Annotated in this window: 15 protein-coding genes; 12 read left to right on the top strand and 3 right to left on the bottom strand. The window is 67.6% G+C overall.

What is annotated here, in order from left to right:
• The first annotated feature begins 34 nt into the window (after positions 1-34).
• From MFF26_RS04725 to MFF26_RS04700, 6 genes are all read left to right on the top strand, one after another.
• A complete protein-coding gene (locus MFF26_RS04725) occupies positions 35-484 on the top strand; it encodes a tRNA (cytidine(34)-2'-O)-methyltransferase (protein WP_137830189.1) in 450 nt (149 codons plus the stop codon).
• A 132-nt stretch (positions 485-616) separates the two neighbouring features.
• Positions 617-1,729 (top strand): PspA/IM30 family protein, encoded by a 1,113-nt coding sequence (locus MFF26_RS04720; protein ID WP_238307660.1) that lies wholly within the window; start codon positions 617-619, stop codon positions 1,727-1,729.
• On the top strand, positions 1,726-2,364 hold the full coding sequence (locus tag MFF26_RS04715; protein WP_238307658.1) for an OB-fold-containig protein: 639 nt from the start codon (positions 1,726-1,728) through the stop codon (positions 2,362-2,364). The genes MFF26_RS04720 and MFF26_RS04715 overlap by 4 nt, the downstream gene beginning before the upstream one ends.
• Positions 2,365-2,407: 43 nt before the next feature.
• Positions 2,408-4,114: a flotillin family protein gene (locus MFF26_RS04710; RefSeq protein WP_137830186.1), complete on the top strand. Its 1,707-nt coding sequence runs from the start codon at positions 2,408-2,410 to the stop codon at positions 4,112-4,114.
• A 31-nt stretch (positions 4,115-4,145) separates the two neighbouring features.
• Entirely contained in the window at positions 4,146-5,081 is a 936-nt protein-coding gene (gene hemF, locus MFF26_RS04705) for an oxygen-dependent coproporphyrinogen oxidase (RefSeq protein WP_137830185.1), read from the top strand.
• 12 nt (positions 5,082-5,093) lie between these two features.
• Complete coding sequence (locus MFF26_RS04700) at positions 5,094-6,215, top strand: ATP-dependent DNA helicase (RefSeq protein ID WP_137830184.1); 1,122 nt, start codon at positions 5,094-5,096, stop codon at positions 6,213-6,215.
• Between the two features lie 55 nt (positions 6,216-6,270).
• Here the strand turns inward: MFF26_RS04700 and MFF26_RS04695 are convergent, their stop codons facing one another.
• Entirely contained in the window at positions 6,271-7,539 is a 1,269-nt protein-coding gene (locus tag MFF26_RS04695) for an aspartate aminotransferase type Ic (protein ID WP_137830183.1), read from the bottom strand.
• A 389-nt stretch (positions 7,540-7,928) separates the two neighbouring features.
• Between MFF26_RS04695 and MFF26_RS04690 the strand changes: the two genes are divergently transcribed.
• Positions 7,929-8,609: a response regulator transcription factor gene (locus MFF26_RS04690; RefSeq protein WP_137830182.1), complete on the top strand. Its 681-nt coding sequence runs from the start codon at positions 7,929-7,931 to the stop codon at positions 8,607-8,609.
• A gap of 354 nt (positions 8,610-8,963) precedes the next feature.
• Here MFF26_RS04690 and MFF26_RS04685 read toward each other — a convergent pair whose 3' ends face one another.
• Positions 8,964-10,367, bottom strand: a complete 1,404-nt coding sequence (locus MFF26_RS04685; protein ID WP_137830181.1) for a flagellin N-terminal helical domain-containing protein — start codon at positions 10,365-10,367, stop codon at positions 8,964-8,966.
• 406 nt (positions 10,368-10,773) lie between these two features.
• Positions 10,774-11,067, bottom strand: coding sequence for a PilZ domain-containing protein (locus MFF26_RS04680; RefSeq protein WP_137830180.1), 294 nt, complete (start codon positions 11,065-11,067; stop codon positions 10,774-10,776).
• 147 nt (positions 11,068-11,214) lie between these two features.
• Between MFF26_RS04680 and MFF26_RS04675 the strand changes: the two genes are divergently transcribed.
• The 5 genes from MFF26_RS04675 (at position 11,215) to MFF26_RS04655 (ending at position 16,526) form a co-directional block, all read left to right on the top strand.
• Positions 11,215-11,796 carry a hypothetical protein gene (locus MFF26_RS04675; protein ID WP_238307657.1) on the top strand — a complete coding sequence of 194 codons (582 nt, stop codon included), beginning with the start codon at positions 11,215-11,217 and terminating at the stop codon, positions 11,794-11,796.
• A 105-nt stretch (positions 11,797-11,901) separates the two neighbouring features.
• Entirely contained in the window at positions 11,902-13,164 is a 1,263-nt protein-coding gene (locus tag MFF26_RS04670) for a DUF1217 domain-containing protein (protein WP_137830179.1), read from the top strand.
• Positions 13,165-13,167: 3 nt separating this feature from the next.
• Positions 13,168-13,893, top strand: a complete 726-nt coding sequence (flgF, locus tag MFF26_RS04665) for a flagellar basal-body rod protein FlgF (protein ID WP_137830178.1) — start codon at positions 13,168-13,170, stop codon at positions 13,891-13,893.
• 4 nt (positions 13,894-13,897) lie between these two features.
• Positions 13,898-15,223 (top strand): flagellar protein export ATPase FliI, encoded by a 1,326-nt coding sequence (gene fliI / locus MFF26_RS04660; protein WP_238307655.1) that lies wholly within the window; start codon positions 13,898-13,900, stop codon positions 15,221-15,223.
• A 79-nt stretch (positions 15,224-15,302) separates the two neighbouring features.
• Positions 15,303-16,526, top strand: coding sequence for a flagellar hook protein FlgE (locus MFF26_RS04655; RefSeq protein ID WP_137830176.1), 1,224 nt, complete (start codon positions 15,303-15,305; stop codon positions 16,524-16,526).
• The last annotated feature ends 16 nt before the right edge of the window (positions 16,527-16,542 follow it).

The following is a 16,542-nucleotide window of genomic DNA, read 5'->3' as shown; positions in this document are numbered from 1 at the left end:
GCCCGCCCCAGCCCTGCGGACGACCTCATTTCCGATGCTGCGCCTCGCCCTCTACCAGCCCGACATTCCCCAGAACACCGGTACCCTCCTGCGCATGGCGGCGTGCCTCGGGCTCGCGGTCGAGATCATCGAGCCGGCGGGGTTCGACGTGTCCGACCGGCATCTGCGCCGCTCCGGCCTCGACTATCTGGACCACGTGCCGATCACCCGCCACCGCTCGTGGAACGCCTTCGAGGCGTGGCGGCAGGAGCACCGCATTCGTCTCGTGCTCGCGACCACAACGGGTGCCCTGCCCTACACCGAGTTCGCCTTCCGCGACGGCGATTGCGTGATGATGGGGCGCGAGTCGGCGGGCGTGCCCGAAGCGGTCCATGCAGCCGCCGACGCCCGGGTGTTCGTCCCGATGCGGGCGGGGATGCGCTCGCTCAACGTCGCGGTCTCCGCGGCGATGATCATGGGCGAGGCGCTGCGGCAAGGAGGCTGACCGGTCGAACTGTGCGCGATCGGCTGACAATCGCCCTCCACCATCACATCCCCTGCGTGCATTTCGATTGAAAACACCGGTCTGGTGTCTTACACCTAGGCCGTGCCGCGATCCGAATCACTCCCGTCCAGATTGACCTATCGACTCCTGCCCGAAACGGCGGATCTCGACGCGGTTCGTGCGCTGCTCGCCGCCTACCGGCGCATGCTGGCGATCCTCGCGGAGATCCGACGGAGCCACGGCTTGCGGTCGAACGTCGTCGCCCTGATCGAGCATGGCTACCAGCGCGTGCGCGACGAGACCGGGTTGCCGGCCCGATTGGTGACGCTCGGCATCCGCGATTTCGCGCAGATGCCGAGCGATTTCGACCCCGAGACGGTCACGGCGATGCCGCTCGACGACAAGCTGTTCAGCGTGAAGAGCGCGTCCGAGATCGCACTCACGACGCTCGGTGGCCGCCGCACCATGCCCTACCGCGTCGAAGGCTATGACGGCCCCTGGCGCGACACCTCCCCCGCCCGCCTCACCATCGCGGGCGACGTGCTCACCATTCAGGTGGGCGTGACCGTCACCGTTCCGAAGGAGGAAGCCCGAACCATGCCCGAGACCATCCTCACCCGTGTCGGCCGGATCATCGGCGGACTCTCCAACGCCGCCCTCGGCGCGATGGAGGATCGCAACGGCCTCGCCGTCGCCGAGCAGGCCCTGCGCGAGGTCGATCAAGTCGTCGACGAGATCCGGCTCGATCTCGGAAAGATCAAGGCGGAAGAGCATCGGCTGAATGCGCGCCGCAACCAACTCGACGGCGAACTGACGGCCCTGCCGGAGAAGCTGACCATCGCCCTCTCGACCGGGCGCGAGGATCTCGCCCGCTCCGGCATCGCACGCCAGCTCGATCTGGAGAGCCAGATCGAGGCCATCGATTCGAGCCTCGCCGAGGTCTCCGAACGCCACGCCGCGACCGCCAAGGCGATCCAGGCGGCCCAGGCGGCGCGGCGCGATGCCGAACATCGGATCGCCCTTCTGCGCCGCCCCGCCCCGAAGACCGCCGACCCGCTCGACGGCTACGGTCGCGAGGATGCGGAGCGCGCCGGTCGGCTCGACCGGTCGCTGCGGGCCGTCGACCGGCTCACCGGGACGGCCTCCGCCGCGGCCGATCCCTCGATCGAGGATCTCGACCGCCTGCACCGCGACCACACCATCGAGATGCGATTGGCGGCGCTGAAGCAGGGCCGACCCTCTTGAGCGCGCTGGTCGCCCCCGCCCTCTTCCCGTTCTCCCTGGCCGCGGCGGTGATGGGAGGCCTCGTCCTCGTCGAGGCCCTGTCGCTGCTCGCCGGACAATCGGCCTCGGCGTTGCTCGATGGCGCGTTGGGGCATGACGGGATCGATGCCGTCGAGCCCCCCGACGGGCTCTCCCCGGCGGCCCTGCTGTCCTGGATCAATCTCGGCCGCGTGCCGTTCCTGGTCCTGCTCATCCTCGGGCTCGCCTTCTTCGCCCTGGCAGGCTTCGTCCTGCAGGGGCTCGCCACGGCGCTGATCGCGCCGCTTCCCGCCCCGGCCGCCGTCCCGCTCGCGGCCCTGGCGAGCCTGCCGGCTCTGCGGCTCATGAGCGGAGCGGTCGCGCGCCTCATTCCGCGGGACGAGAGCTACGCCGTCACCACCGACGAGTTGGTCGGCGCGACCGCGGAGGTGACGCTCGGCCCCCTCGACCAAGGGCTTCCGGGTCAGGTCCGCGTGCGGGATCGGCACGGCAACCTCCATTCCCTGCGCGCCCGGGCCGCCGCCGACGCGCCGCCGATGGCGACTGGCACCCGGGTGCTGCTCGTGGACCAGGTGGAGGCCGTCTACGTCGCGATCCCGGCCCCCGCCGACCTTTGAGTTTCTTTGATCGCCTCATCCAGACGAAGGATGTTTCGCAACAATGGATATGATCAGTTCCGGCCTCATCAGTTTATTTGTCATTGCCGGCGTCATCGTCGTCGCCCTGCTCGGTATCGGCTTCGTGTTCAGCCGGCTCTATCGGCGCACCACCCGCGACACCGCTTTCGTGCGCACCGGTCTCGGTGGCCGCAAGGTCGTCGTCGATGGCGGCGCGGTGCTGCTGCCGGTGTTCCATTCCATCGCCATGGTGAACCTCAACACCCTTCGGCTCGAGGTGAAGCGCTCGGGCAACGAATCGCTGATCACCAAGGATCGCCTGCGCGCCGATATCACGGTCGAGTTCTACGTGCGGGTCGAGCCGAAGGAGGAATCGATCGCGCTCGCGGCGCAGACGCTGGGCGACCGCACCAACGATGCCATGTCGCTGCGCGAGCTGATCGAGGCGAAATTCGTCGATGCCCTGCGCGCGGTTGCCGCCGGCATGACCTTGCCCGATCTTCAGGAGCAGCGCGCCACCTTCGTGAAGGGGGTTCAGGAGGCGGTCTCCGGCGATCTGCGCCATAACGGCCTCGAACTCGAATCCGCCTCGCTCACACGCCTCGACCAGACCTCGATCGAGCATTTCAATCCGGACAACTCGTTCGACGCCGAAGGCCTCGCGCGGCTCAAGGAGATCACCGAGCAGCGGCGGAAGGAGCGCAACGCCACGGTGCGCGACGCCGAGGTCGCGGTGGCTGAGAAGGATCGCGAGACGGCCCTGAAGCAGCTCGAAATCCACCGCGCCACCCGCGAGGCCGAACTGGCGCAGGAGCGCGATATCGCCAACAAGACCGCCGAGACCCGCGCCGAGACGGCGCAGGCCGTCCAGCGCGCCCAGCAGAGCGAAGAGACCGCCCGCATCGAGCGCGAACAGGCGGTGCGCCTGCGCGAGGCAGAGGCGCGCAAGAACTCCGAGACCGCCCGGATCGAGGCCGATCTCGCCATCGCCCAGCGCAATGCCGAATCCGAGCGCGAGCGCCAGCTGATGATGCAGGACAACGCCATCCGGATCGCCGAGCGGTCGCAGAAGGAATCGGAGGCGCGCGCCGCGGCCAAGGCGGCAGAGGCGCTGGCGGTCGCCGCCGAAGAGCGCGTCGCCACGGCCAAGGCCAAGGAGATCGCCGAGCGTGAGCGCGAAGTGACAGTGATCGCGGCCAAGCGGGAGGCGGAACGGGAGGCGACCGGCATCACCGTCACGGCGGAAGCCGAGCGCCGTGCGGCGGAAGACCGGGCCCAGGCCATCACCACGCTGGCAGAAGCCGAGGCGGTCGCGGCCGCCTCCAAGGCCGAGGCCATCGTCAAGCTCGGCCAGGCCGAAGCCGAGAGCGAGACCATGATGAACCAGGCCCGCAACGCGCTCTCGGTGGAGGCGCGCGCCTACGAGGCCGACCTGCGCCGTCTCGCCATGATTCCCGAAGCGCTCCGCGAGAGCATGAAGGCGGTGGAGAAGATCGACTCGATCAAGATCTTCGACGCGGGTGGAATGATCGGCGCCAACGGAGCCGGACCGAACACGGCCAACCTCGGCGACAACCTGTCCGGCCATCTCCTGCGCTACCAATACAACAGTCCGATCCTCGGAGCGCTGCTGGCGGAGGCGGGATTCGGCGAGGGGCATGGCAGCCTCGACAGGCTGGTTGGCGGCCTTCGCAATCAGGGGGCGTCCTCTTCCGCGACCGGAACAGCCCGGCCCGCCGGACCGAATTGACGGAACCGCACGCGGGTGGGAAAGCCTTCGCATGAGCGATGCGTCCGCCTCCCCCCCGCCCTCGACCCTGCCCGCCCCCGACGATCTCGCCGCGCTGAAGGCCGAGGCGCAGAGCTGGTTCGCGACGCTGCGCGACAAGATCGTCACCGCCCTGGAGACCCTGGAGGATCAGGCCGCCGGCCCGTTCCATCCGGATGCCCCGGCGGAGGCCGGCACCTTCGTGAAGACGCCGTGGCAGCGCACCGACCACAGCGGCGTGCCGGGCGGCGGCGGTGTGATGGCGATGCTCAAAGGGCGCGTGTTCGAGAAGGCCGGCGTCCATATCTCCACCGTTCATGGCGAGTTCGCCCCCGAATTCCGGACGCAGATGCCGGGCGCGGCCGAGGATCCGCGCTTCTTCGCCACGGGCATCTCGCTGATCGCCCATCCCTGGAACCCGAACGTGCCGACGGTGCACATGAACACCCGCTTCGTCGTAACGACGAAGGCGTGGTTCGGCGGCGGCGCCGACCTGACCCCGGTGCTCGACCGGCGCCGCACTCAGGAAGACCCGGACACGCAGCATTTCCACGCCTGTTTGCGGGAGGCGTGCGAGGCGCATGCGCCGGCCGCGAACTACGATAAGTACAAGGCGTGGTGCGACGAGTATTTCCACCTCAAGCACCGCAACGAGCCCCGCGGCATCGGCGGGATCTTCTACGATTATCACTGGACCGGCGATCCGAAGGCGGACCTCGCCTTCACCCGCGATGTGGGCGAGGCCTTCCTGAAAGCCTATCCCGAGATCGTCTGGCGCAATCTCGCCCAAGACTGGACCGAGGCCGACCGGCTGGAACAGCAGGTGCGGCGGGGCCGCTACGTCGAGTTCAACCTGCTCTACGACCGTGGCACCATCTTCGGCCTCAAGACCGGCGGCAACGTCGCCTCGATCCTGTCGTCGCTGCCCCCGACCGTGCGCTGGCCTTAAGACCGAGTCGAGATGGCCGAGACCTCGCTTCCCACGCGCTTCGCCCCGCAGCAGGACGCCGCGCTGAAGGCCATCGCCGCGTGGCGGCGGGACGGCGGCTCCCAGGTGTTCCGCCTGTTCGGCTATGCCGGCACCGGCAAGACCACGTTGGCCCGACGCATCGCCGACGATGTCGACGGTTCGGTCGCCTTCGGCGCCTTCACCGGCAAGGCGGCCTCGGTGATGCGGCAGAAGGGCTGCCACGACGCCGCGACGATCCACTCGCTAATCTACCGCACCAAGGAGGGTGACGAGGGCGGGCCGACCTTCACCCTCAACCGCTCCGGCCCTGCGGCCAAGGCCGATCTTATCGTCATCGACGAGTGCTCGATGGTCGATTCCGATCTCGGCAACGATCTCCTGTCCTTCGAGAAGCCGGTGCTGGTGCTGGGCGATCCGGCCCAATTGCCGCCGGTGCGCGGCGGCGGCTTCTTCACCGAGGCCGAACCCGACGTGATGCTGACCGAGGTTCACCGTCAGGCCGCCGACGACCCGATCGTGCGCATGGCGATGACGATCCGCGAGGGCGGACGGCTCGAGGTCGGTGAGTACGGCGAGAGCCGGGTGGTGCGCCGTCGCGACATCGACCCGGCGCAGGTGCTCGATTGCGACCAAGTCTTGGTCGGCCTCAACCGCACGCGCCGTCTCTACAACAACCGTCTGCGGGAGCTCGCCGGGCATACCGATCCGATGCCCTCCGTCGGCGAGAAGCTGGTCTGCCTGCGCAACGACCGGACCAAGGGCCTGCTCAACGGCTCCACTTGGACGGTGCAGGCGCTCCGCGCTCCGCCGCGGCCCGACACGATCCGCCTCGACGTGGTGCCGGAGGACGATCCGGCCGTGCGCCGCCGCGCGGTCGACATCAAGGTGCTGCGGCAGGTGATCGAGGGTTCGGAGGAGGAGATCCCGCTTTTCCTGAAGCGTGAGACCGACGAATTCACCTACGGCTACGCCCTGACGGTCCACAAGGCGCAGGGCTCGCAATGGGACAAGGTCGTCCTGTTCGACGAATCCTACGCCTTCCGGGAGCACCGGTCGCGCTGGCTCTATACGGGCCTGACCCGGGCGGCGCAGGCCATCACTGTTGTGATGTAGGCGGGCCCGCCCGAATGGTCCCCCTCCCTCTGTCGAGAGGGGGAACGCGGGGTCGTCAGCGCGCCTCCGCCGCCGCCAGCAGCGTGCAGAGCGCGACCGCCTCGGCGGCCTTGCGCACGGCGTCGAGGCTCGGGAAGGTCGGGGCGATGCGCAGGGTCCGGTCGTGCGGATCCTGGCCGTAGGGATGCGTCGCACCGGCCGGGGTCAACGCGATTCCGGCCTCGCCCGCGAGGCGCACGACCTGCGCGGCGGTGCCGTCCGTCACGTCGAGGGTGATGAAGTAGCCGCCGAGGGGGCGGCTCCAGCGGGCCACATCCCAGCCGTCGAGCCGGGCGGCGAACGCCTCCTCCACCGCCGCGAATTTCGGGGCGATCAGGGCGCGGTGGCGCTCCATATGGGCGTCGATGCCGGCCGCGTCGCGCAGGAAGCGGACATGCCGGAGCTGGTTGAGCTTGTCCGGCCCGATGCTGCGGCGGCCGGACTGAGCGAGATACCATTTGACGTTGGCCGGCGAAGCGGCCAGCAGCGCGAGCCCGGCTCCAGCCAGCGTCACCTTCGAGGTCGAGGCGAACACGATTGGCCGGTCGGCATGGCCGGCCCCGGCGCAGGTTTCCAAGATGTTGAGGAGCGCCGGGCGCGCATCGGCGAGGTGATGCACGACGTAGGCATTGTCCCACAGGATGCGGAAATCGGGCGCCGCCGTCGTCATCGCGGCGAGCCGACGGACGGTCTCGTCCGAATAGGTTTCACCGCTCGGGTTGGAGTATTGCGGCACGCACCAGATGCCCTTCACCGACGGATCGGCGACGGCTTCCTCGACCACGGCCATGTCCGGCCCCTCCCCGGTCATCGGTACGGGGATCATGCGGATGCCGAAGCCCTCGCAGAGCGCGAAATGCCGGTCGTAGCCCGGAACGGGGCAGAGGATCGTGATCGGCTCCTGCTTGCTCCAGGGCCGCTCGCCGCCGGGCACGCCCTTGAGCAGAGCGTAGACCAGCACATCGTGCATCAGCGCGAGGCTCGAATTGTTGGCGACCACGATCTGATCCGGCGGCGCGCCGAGCACGGGCGCGAACAGGGCGCGGGTCTCGGGCAGGCCCTGGAGATTGCCGTAATTGCGCGCGTCGGTGCCGTCCTCGGCGGTCGTGTCGCGATTGCCGGGCAATGCCAGCATCTCGGCGGCCAGATCGAGCTGGTCCGAGGCCGGCTTGCCGCGGGTCATGTCGAGCTTGAGGCCGCGGGCCTTCAGGGCCGCGTACTCGTCGCGCAGGGTGGAGCGCAGATCCGCCAGTTGCTCCGGCGACAGGTTTGACAGGGACGGCATGGATTTCCTCGTACCGGGACGCGTCCTTCTTCGATCCTGCCGCGCCGCCGCGGTCAAGCGCCGTATTGCGGCGCAGCAGGCTTCGATCGAACCGTCATTCGCGGCCCGACACCAGCCGGCTGTGGCCGAAATGGCACTCACGAAGCGGGCCGGCAAACAATCTTTTGATACTTTTGTGCGCCGTTAACCACTCGTTAACCATTACGACCAAAAGCTAAGAACATACAAATGATGCATCGGACGCAGCGCGAAACACCCGCATAAGGTCGCGGTTCAAGTTCTCGCACAGTTCATCGGCATCACACCGACCGAAAATCAATCACGGGCCACCACGGCGCGAAGCTGCTTCGCATCGGCGGACGGACTGTGCCATTTCATGGAGATTGCAGGTGTATATCGTCGTCGATGAGCGTCGGTCCGTCGCCGACCAATACGTTGCCGGGTTCGATGCGGAGGGTGCCGCCGCCCGTTTCGTCACGGCGGAGACGATGCAGCTTTGGCTCGGCACGGCGTCGCGTCAGGATGTCGAGGCGATCGAGGGCGTTCTGATCGGGGATTGCGACGACCGGGCCTCCTGCACCGTGGCGATCCGTTCCGCCACCCAGGCGCCGATCATCGCCCTCAACGAGACGCGCTCCCTGGAGCAGACGCTGGACCTGTTCACCGTCGGGATCGACGACGTGGTGCGCAAGCCCGTCCATGTCCGTGAGATCATCGCCCGGGCGAGCGCGATCCGGCGGCGGATGAATCGCGGCGTCGAGAAGGCGCCGGCCCCCGACCGGGACGGCCGCCTCACGGTCTTCGTTGATGGGCGCGATCCCGAGATCGATGGCAAGAGCCTGATCCTGCCGCGGCGCGAGCGCCACATCCTCGAATATCTCGCCAAGCATCGCGGCCGGCAGGTAACCAAGGGCCAGATCTTCGCCGCCGTCTACGGCGACCTCGACACCGAGGTCGAAGAGAGCGTGGTCGAGGGCCATATCAGCAAGCTGCGCAAGAAGCTGCGGACGCAGCTCGGCTACGACCCGATCGAGGCCAAGCGCATGGCCGGCTACACCTTCATCGGCTGAGCCAAAGCGCGTCCACGGCACGAAGAAGGGCCGCACCCATTGTCGGGTGCGGCCCTTCTTTCTTTAGGGTCCACGCCAACGGCTCGCGGAGGACGGGACGATTTGGTGGTCTGTCCCCATCGTCTGCGCGCGACAGCGAGAGGGCGTTCTGACCGTGCGAGTCGACGAACGACCGCGACGGGACCACCAGTTGCCATCGTGTCTGCCGCGCCTTCAGCTGCGTCGAGTTCTCCTCGATCTTCCGCTGACGCGGACCGCGTCCCCGGACAGGAAGAAGGGCCGCCCCCGATATGGGAGCGGCCCTTCTTCGTTCGAGGCGGAGACCGGCCGCATGGGCGGCCGGTCCGGATCGGCTTAGCGGAACAGCGAGAGAACGTTCTGACCGTTCGAGTTGGCGATCGACAGCGACTGCACCGCCAGCTGCTGCTGCGTCTGCAGCGCCTTCAGCTTCGTCGATTCCTCCTCGATGTCGGCATCCACCAGGGTGCCGATCGTGCGGTCGTTGGCCTTCATCAGGGTGTCGACGAACGCCTTCTGACCGTCGATCTGCGTCTTGTTGGCGCCAAGCTTGGTTCCGGCATCCGCGATCTTGGCGAGCGCCCGCTCCACCTGAGTGATAATCTTGCTCAGTTCGGTGTCACCCGTCGTACCGACTAAGTTCGAAATATCGATCGTCGAAATGGAGAAGGTTCCGTCTTTTGTGTCGAGGATGCCTCGACCGGCCGCGGTACCTGCATCGGTGCCCTTGCCGACCCGGGCGTCGGTGGTAGCGGTACCGACGCCGAAACCGATATCCACCAAGACGTTGCCGGTGCTTGGTGGCTCGTTCACGATTGTCACTTGGCCCGTAGCGCCCTTGGTCGCAGCAGTCGTGGAGAAAGTCAGGCGGCCCGTGCTGTCGAGCGAGGCCTTGACCTTGTCGGCGAGCGGCGTGGCACTCGTGTCTGCCGAGATCTGGTTGTTGATCGCATTAATGAGCTCAGTCGTCGTCACCCGCTTCAGGTTCACCGCCGCCGAGGACAAGGTATCCTTGTTGAGGAGGATTTTTGCGGTCGAGCCATCGCCCAGCGTCAGGGAGAAGCTGACCTCGTTTGCGCCACTGAAATCCGCGGTTCCTGCGTCGGTGGCAGAGGTTGGCCGGAATGCTGCCGTACCGGTCAGCGACGTCGAGCCGTACACTTGGCCGGCGGTCGCCGCCGTCGTGATGCTGGACTCGTTGAGGTCGTAGAGCTTGATCGCGTTCACGTCGATGGCGATGGTCGAGAACGTCACCAAGCCGTCCGCCGCGCGCGAGAAGCCGGCGACCACGTTCGGCTTTGACTGAAACGACGTGTTGGTCGCCGCGGAATTGACCGAGAGCCAGTTCTGGCCGGACGAGGTCGATGAATCGGCCGTCGCCTTCATCTTGTCCTGGATCGCTTTGATTTCGACCTGAACCTTGGCGCGGTCGACGCCCGGCTGCAGGGCGGTCTGCAGCTTGGCGCGCAGGTTCTGCATGTCGGACAGGATCGAGTTCAGGCCGTTATAGGCGGTGTCGACCGCCGAGGCGCCGATGCCGAGGGAGTCCTTCACGGCGCCGAGCGAGGCGTTGTCCGTGCGCACGGTGGTGGCGATCGACCAGTAAGCGGCGTTGTCGGCGGCGCTGGAGACGCGCTGGCCGGTCGAGACGCGGTTGGAGGTGGCGTCGAGCTGGGCGTTGATGCTCTTCAACGTCGTGAGCGCCGTCATGGCGGAGGTGTTGGTCAGCAGGCTGGACACGGAGAGGCTTCCGATCAAAGAGAACAGGAGGATTTGTGGAACCGGGCTCACACCGGTGCGGCCTCGACGGTCCGGGAGGGACCGGGGCGAGCCCGAAAGGCCCGTCCGCGCCGCGCATCACACCTCCGGCCTCGCACCGGATCGGCAGGACGGACATCATGTCCCTGAATCCGCGAGGATCCACCCACCGGCCTGTCATCGGAGGGCGCCGCGGTCTGGCCGGGCCGCCTCTCGATGTGCCGAGGATGGCGGCGATCCGTTACAAAATGCTTAAGCAGTCCAGTTTTCCGATGCGGCGGCGCGGTGCTTGAACAGGCAGAGGCTCAACAGATCAGATCGGACGCAGCGCCCCGCTCATCTGATCCTCGCGGATGCGGATTGTGAGGAAGGCGCGCCGCGCGCCGACTCACGGCTCGAAGGTCACGCCCGCAAAGTCCCCCCGGCGCCAGCGCAGGCGGACCGTGAGCGTCCGCAGATCATGCGCGGCGATGACGAGAGGGAAGGTTTCCGGCAGCGCGATTTCCGGCGCCACGCGGAGCTTGGCGCCGGTCCGCGACAGGTCGCGGACCTCGCAGCCGACCAGCCGCTCGGGCCCCAGCACGATCCGGCCCTGCTGTGCGACACGGCGGCGTTTGGCCAGCCGCGCGACCGGCGGCGCATCGCTCCCCCCTTCCCGCACGTCATCCCGAAGATCGGCCATCGGCGTCGCCCCCTGTCGCGAGGCTTATACAATCCTGCGCGTGGCTGTCATTTCGAATGGACCGATTAAGATTTGATTCACCCTGATCAGACGTTTTGTTAGACTGGCTCAGGCCCGCGCCCGCGGGATGAGGCTGGCGAGACGGATATGACGACAGACCCCCGGCGCCCCGTTCCCCGCTCGATGGCCCGGCCCGTGGCCCGGCCGGTTGCTCCCCCCACGGAACGCGCCCTCGCCAGCGTGATCATGGCGCGGCGCGCCCGGGAGGCGGCCCTGGAACGGGTGTTGCTCGGCGGACTCGTCCTCTTCGCCCTCACGGCCAGCGGCTTCGCCGGCTACGGCATCGCCACGGGCAGCCACGCCTACGACGTGCGCGCCGTGCTGCCCGAGATCGCCGCCCCCTTCGCCTGGAAGAAGACCTTGGCCGAGGGTCGGGTCGCCAGCGCCGATTTGGATCCGTCCACGACGGGGTCTCTGCCGGATCCGGCAGTGCCGCCCCGGATTGGCGGGCCCGCCCCGATGGAGCGGCCGGCTCCGCCGGCGGCGAGCGGCTACCTCCTGCGCCGGGTCGCCGACGGCATCGCCACACTGGAGAGCCGGGACGGATCACGTCAGGTCGGGATCGGCAGCAATCTGCCGGGTGCCGGCCGCGTGCTGTCCATCCGGCGGACCGCCGCAGGCTGGGTCGTGATCACCACCGAAACGATCATCGGCCCCCAGGCGCTCTGACCGGTCCTTCTCGTCCGGGTGAGCAAGCCTGGGACAAGCGAGACGCCGTAAGCCTCGGGATGCAGAGAGGCCCCGGATCGCCGGGCCCGCCCGAGAGGTCCGCTCGTGACCGACACCCTCACGCGCTACCGCCTGATCGTCCAGGATCTCCCCAACTCCCTGAAGCGAAAGGCGGCCGAGCCCACCGTCTCCCGCGACACCGCCTATTACGAGGCGAATATCGGCAAGGTGCGCACGGTCGACGACCTGATGGCCGACCGGCGGCTCTACACCTACGCGATGAAGGCCTACGGCCTGGAGGACATGACCTACGCCAAGGCCTTCATGCGCAAGGTCATGACGGAGGGGGCGGGCAGCCGAACGAGCTTCGCCAACCGATTGTCGGATGACCGCTACGTCGCCATCGCCCGCGCCTTCAACTTTGCCACGGCCCTCTCGGCGGCGGGCACCGACCCGGAGAGCTTCGGCAAGGCCGCCGTCCCGGCGAGACTGAGCGCGCGAACCGAATTGGCTGAAACGACGGATTTCAGTGGATCGCGGGAAGCACGCTTCGTCATCGAATCGCGCATCGACGCGACCACGGTGAAATCCGTCACCATCACGCTGAACGCCAAGACCCTCACGGGCACGGCCTCGGATCTCAAGAAGGTCACTCGAGACGAGATCGCCCAGGCAATCAACGCACAGATCTCGGCCACCGGCGATACCGGCCTGAAGGACAAAGTCCAAGTCGGCATCGGCGTGAACAAGACCCTTTTCTTCGAGACCAAGGCCTTCCAGAGCCTCGGGGCCGACGAAGTACCCGGCGGCACGGGGCGGAATGCCGACATCACCGTCTATGCCGGAGGCAAGAACCGGACGATTGCGATCCGCAACGTTGCCCTTACGGAGGCGGACCGGACCGCCGTCAATGTCGGATTCGGCACGGATCTCGGTCCCGAGGCCTCGGCCAAGATCGTCACCGCCGCCTATTTGCGGCAAACGCTGGAGAACGACGCGGGCAGCGAGGATACCGGCGTCCGCCTCGCCCTCTACTTCGCCCGCATGGCGCCGACCCTTTCCAGCGCTTACCAGATCCTCGGCGATCGTGCGCTCAGCAAAGTCGCCAACACGGTCGTCGGGCTGCCACCCGCCAGCGGCGCGCCGACCAAGGGCGCGCTGGCAGCGCGCGCGAAGCTGATCACCGCGAAGATCGACTTCGCGAGCTTCAGCGACCCGAAGAAGGTCGACGCCTTCGTGCAGCGCTTCGCGGCGATCTGGGACGCGCAGAACGACACGCAGACCGCGCCGGTGCTGGCCCTTTTCTCCTCGCGCGGGATCGACGCGGAACTGCTGGGCCAGATGCAGACGACGCGGCGCGGACGATAGGCCATGCAGAGCAGTCTCTACGTTTCCCTGTCGAGTCAGATCGCCCTCGAAAAGCGTCTGACCACCACGGCCAGCAACGTCGCCAACATGGCGACGGCGGGCTACCGCGCCGAAGAGGTGAAGTTCGCCGAACTCGTGGCGCGCTCGACCCGCGGCGAGGTCGCCTTCGTCAGTCCGGGCACGACCGGGATCTCCCGTGCGACCGGCCCCATCACGAAGACCGATTCGCCCCTCGACGTGGCTATCCAGGGCGATGCGTGGCTCGGAATCTCCGGTCCGAACGGCGTCACCTATACGCGGGACGGACGGCTGACGATGGATGCCAACGGGCAGTTGCGCACCGTCACCGGACGGGCCGTGGTCGATCCCGGCGGCGGCCCCGTCACCCTCGACCCGCAGGCCGGTCCACCGACGATCGGGCGCGACGGCAGCCTTACCCAGAACCGCCAGCAGGTCGGCGCACTCGGCCTCTTCACCCTCGAACCGCAGGCGAAAATTTCGCGCGCGGCCGATAACGCGGTCGCGTCGAGCCTCCCCGGTCGGCCCGTCCAGGATTTCACCCGGCACGGGATCGTCCAGGGCTACGTCGAGGGCGCGAACGTCAAGCCGATCCTCGAGATGACCCGCCTCATCGCGATCCAGCGCGCCTTCGAGAGTGCCGCCACCCAGACCTCGGAGGCCGAGAACACCCTGACCGGCGCGATCAAGACGCTGGGGCCGCAGGGCTGAGCCGATGACGAACGCCATCGAGCGCCTGGAACAGGCAATGGAGGCCGGCCGCCGCGACCTCGCTCTGGCGCGAGTCAGCGGGCCGGTGCACGAGATCACCGCGAGCACGGCGCGCGTCTGCGGCATCTCGGCGTTCCTGCGCCTCGGCGACCGCGTCGGCTTCACCGCCGAGGGTCGTACCCAGATCGGCGAGGTCGTCTGCATCGACGCCGGGGACGCGACCGTGAAGCCGTTCGAGGCCCGCATCGCGGTCGGCATCGGCGCCCGCGCCCACCGCATCGGCGCCGCCCGCCTGCGGCCCTCGCCCGCGTGGAAGGGCCGAATGATCGACGCCCTCGGACGGCCCGCTGACGGGCGCGGCCCCCTCATCGAAGGTGACGTCGAACGGCCCCTCGACGCCGATCCGCCCGCCGCGATGACCCGCGCCCGGGTGGACAAGTCCCTGCCCACGGGGGTTCGGGCGATGGACCTGTTCACACCGCTCTGCGCCGGGCAGCGCATTGGCATCTTCGCCGGGTCCGGCGTCGGCAAATCGACCCTGCTCGCCATGTTAGCCGGGGCCCAGGGCTTCGACAGCGTCGTGGTGGCTTTGGTGGGCGAACGCGGACGCGAGGTGCGCGAGTTTCTCGAAGGGCCGATCGCCGCCGCCCGCGACCGGGCCGTCATCGTCGTCTCGACCGGGGACGAGAGCCCGATGATGCGTCGCCAAGCCCCGAAAGTCGCCCTCGCGGTCGCCGAAGCGTTCCGCGATCAGGGCGAATCGGTGCTGCTGATCATCGATTCGGTGACCCGCTACGCCCATGCCGCCCGCGACGTCGCCCTCGCGGCCGGTGAACCGGCGGTGGCGCGCGGCTACCCGCCGAGCGTCTTCTCCGATCTCCCTCGGCTGTTGGAGCGGGCCGGTCCCGGCGCCGAGGGGTCCGGAACGATCACCGGCATCTTCTCGGTTCTCGTCGATGGCGACGATCACAACGATCCGGTCGCCGATTCCATCCGCGGCACGCTGGACGGCCACATCGTGCTCGACCGGGCCATCGCCGAGCAGGGCCGCTATCCGGCGATGGACCTGCTCGCGTCGATTTCCCGGCTCTCGGGCGAGGTCTGGACCGGGGATCAGCGCGAATTGGTGCGCAAGCTCAAGGGCATGATGGCCCGGTACGAGGAGACCCGGGATCTGCGGCTGATGGGCGGCTACCGCGCCGGCAGCGATCCCGAACTCGATCAGGCCATCACCCTGGTGCCGCGCATCTACGAGGCGATGCGCCAGGAACCCGGTCAGGAGCCGAGCCGGGACGCCTTCCTGGAACTCGCCCAATCACTGCGGGGATGAGCGCGGCCCGCCCGTCCAGCCCCACGCAAGCGACCGGGTGTCAACTGCACCGAACAGCATCGATCACCGAGGTGTCCGTATGAGTCTCAACGGCGTGCTCCGCACCAGCGTCTCTGGAATGAACGCCCAGTCGAACCGCATCGCGACGGTGGCGGAGAACATCCAGAATGCCAGCACCACCGGCTACAAGCGCACCTCGACGGAGTTCTCGTCGCTGCTCCTCGAATCCGCGGATCGCGGCGCGTACAATTCCGGCGCGGTCGAAACAACGATCCGGCGCTCCATCAGCGAGAACGGAGCGCACGCCGGCACGTCATCGGACAGCGACCTCGCCATCACCGGAAACGGCTTCTTCGTCGTTCGAGATCAGGGCGGGTTGCCGTACCTGACACGCGCCGGGAGCTTCATGATCGACGGTCCGACCGGCAATCTCGTCAATAAGGGCGGCTTCACCCTGATGGGCTACAGCCTCGCCGACGGCGAGCCGGCCCCGATGCTCAACGGCATCACCGATCTTCAAACCATCAACATCAAACGCATGGGGCAGGAAGCGCAGCCGTCCTCCGCCGGCTCGGTCTCGGGCAACCTCTCCGACGAGACTCCGGTGGCCGCCAGCGCACCGCCCGCCGTCGCGACCTATTCCAAGAAGAGTTCGCTCAAAGTCTACGACAATGTCGGTCAAGCCAAGGTCCTCGACGTCGTGATGACCAAGACCGGCACCAAGGAATGGTCGGTCAGCTTCTACGACCAGGCAAACCCCGCGACCTACCCGGCCACGCCGCTGACGACGACGACGGTCAAATTCGACAGCATGGGCCAGACCTTGGGAACGCCGATCGCCACCGTGACCGTCCCGAACGGCCAAGCAATGAAAATCGACCTGTCGGGCATCACCCAGCTCTCGGGCGATTTCAACCTGTCCGGCACCGCCAACGGCTCGTCACCGATCTCCGTCACCGGCACCACCTTCGGGAGCGACGGCACCGTCTACGCACTCTACTCCAACAACACCAAGAAGGCGGTCTTCAAAGTACCGCTCGCCGACGTCGCGAGTCCGGACAATCTCAGTCCCCGTGCCGGCAACGTCTTCACCACCAGCGTCGATTCCGGCGAGATTCAAGTCGGGTTCGCCGGGCAGAGCGGCCGGGGTACCATTAAGTCTCGCGCCCTTGAGCAGTCGAACGTCGATGTCGGTGCCGAACTGACGTCGATGATCGAATCGCAGACGGTCTACACTGCCAATTCCAAGGTGTTCATGACCGGAAACGAGATGATCGAGACCTTGGTGAACCTCAAGCGCTGACGGGTCTCGCACGTCC

It is taken from the genome of Methylorubrum suomiense, from assembly GCF_022179765.1.
Lineage (GTDB): Bacteria > Pseudomonadota > Alphaproteobacteria > Rhizobiales > Beijerinckiaceae > Methylobacterium > Methylobacterium suomiense.
This window is presented reverse-complemented; position numbering and strand designations above follow the sequence as displayed.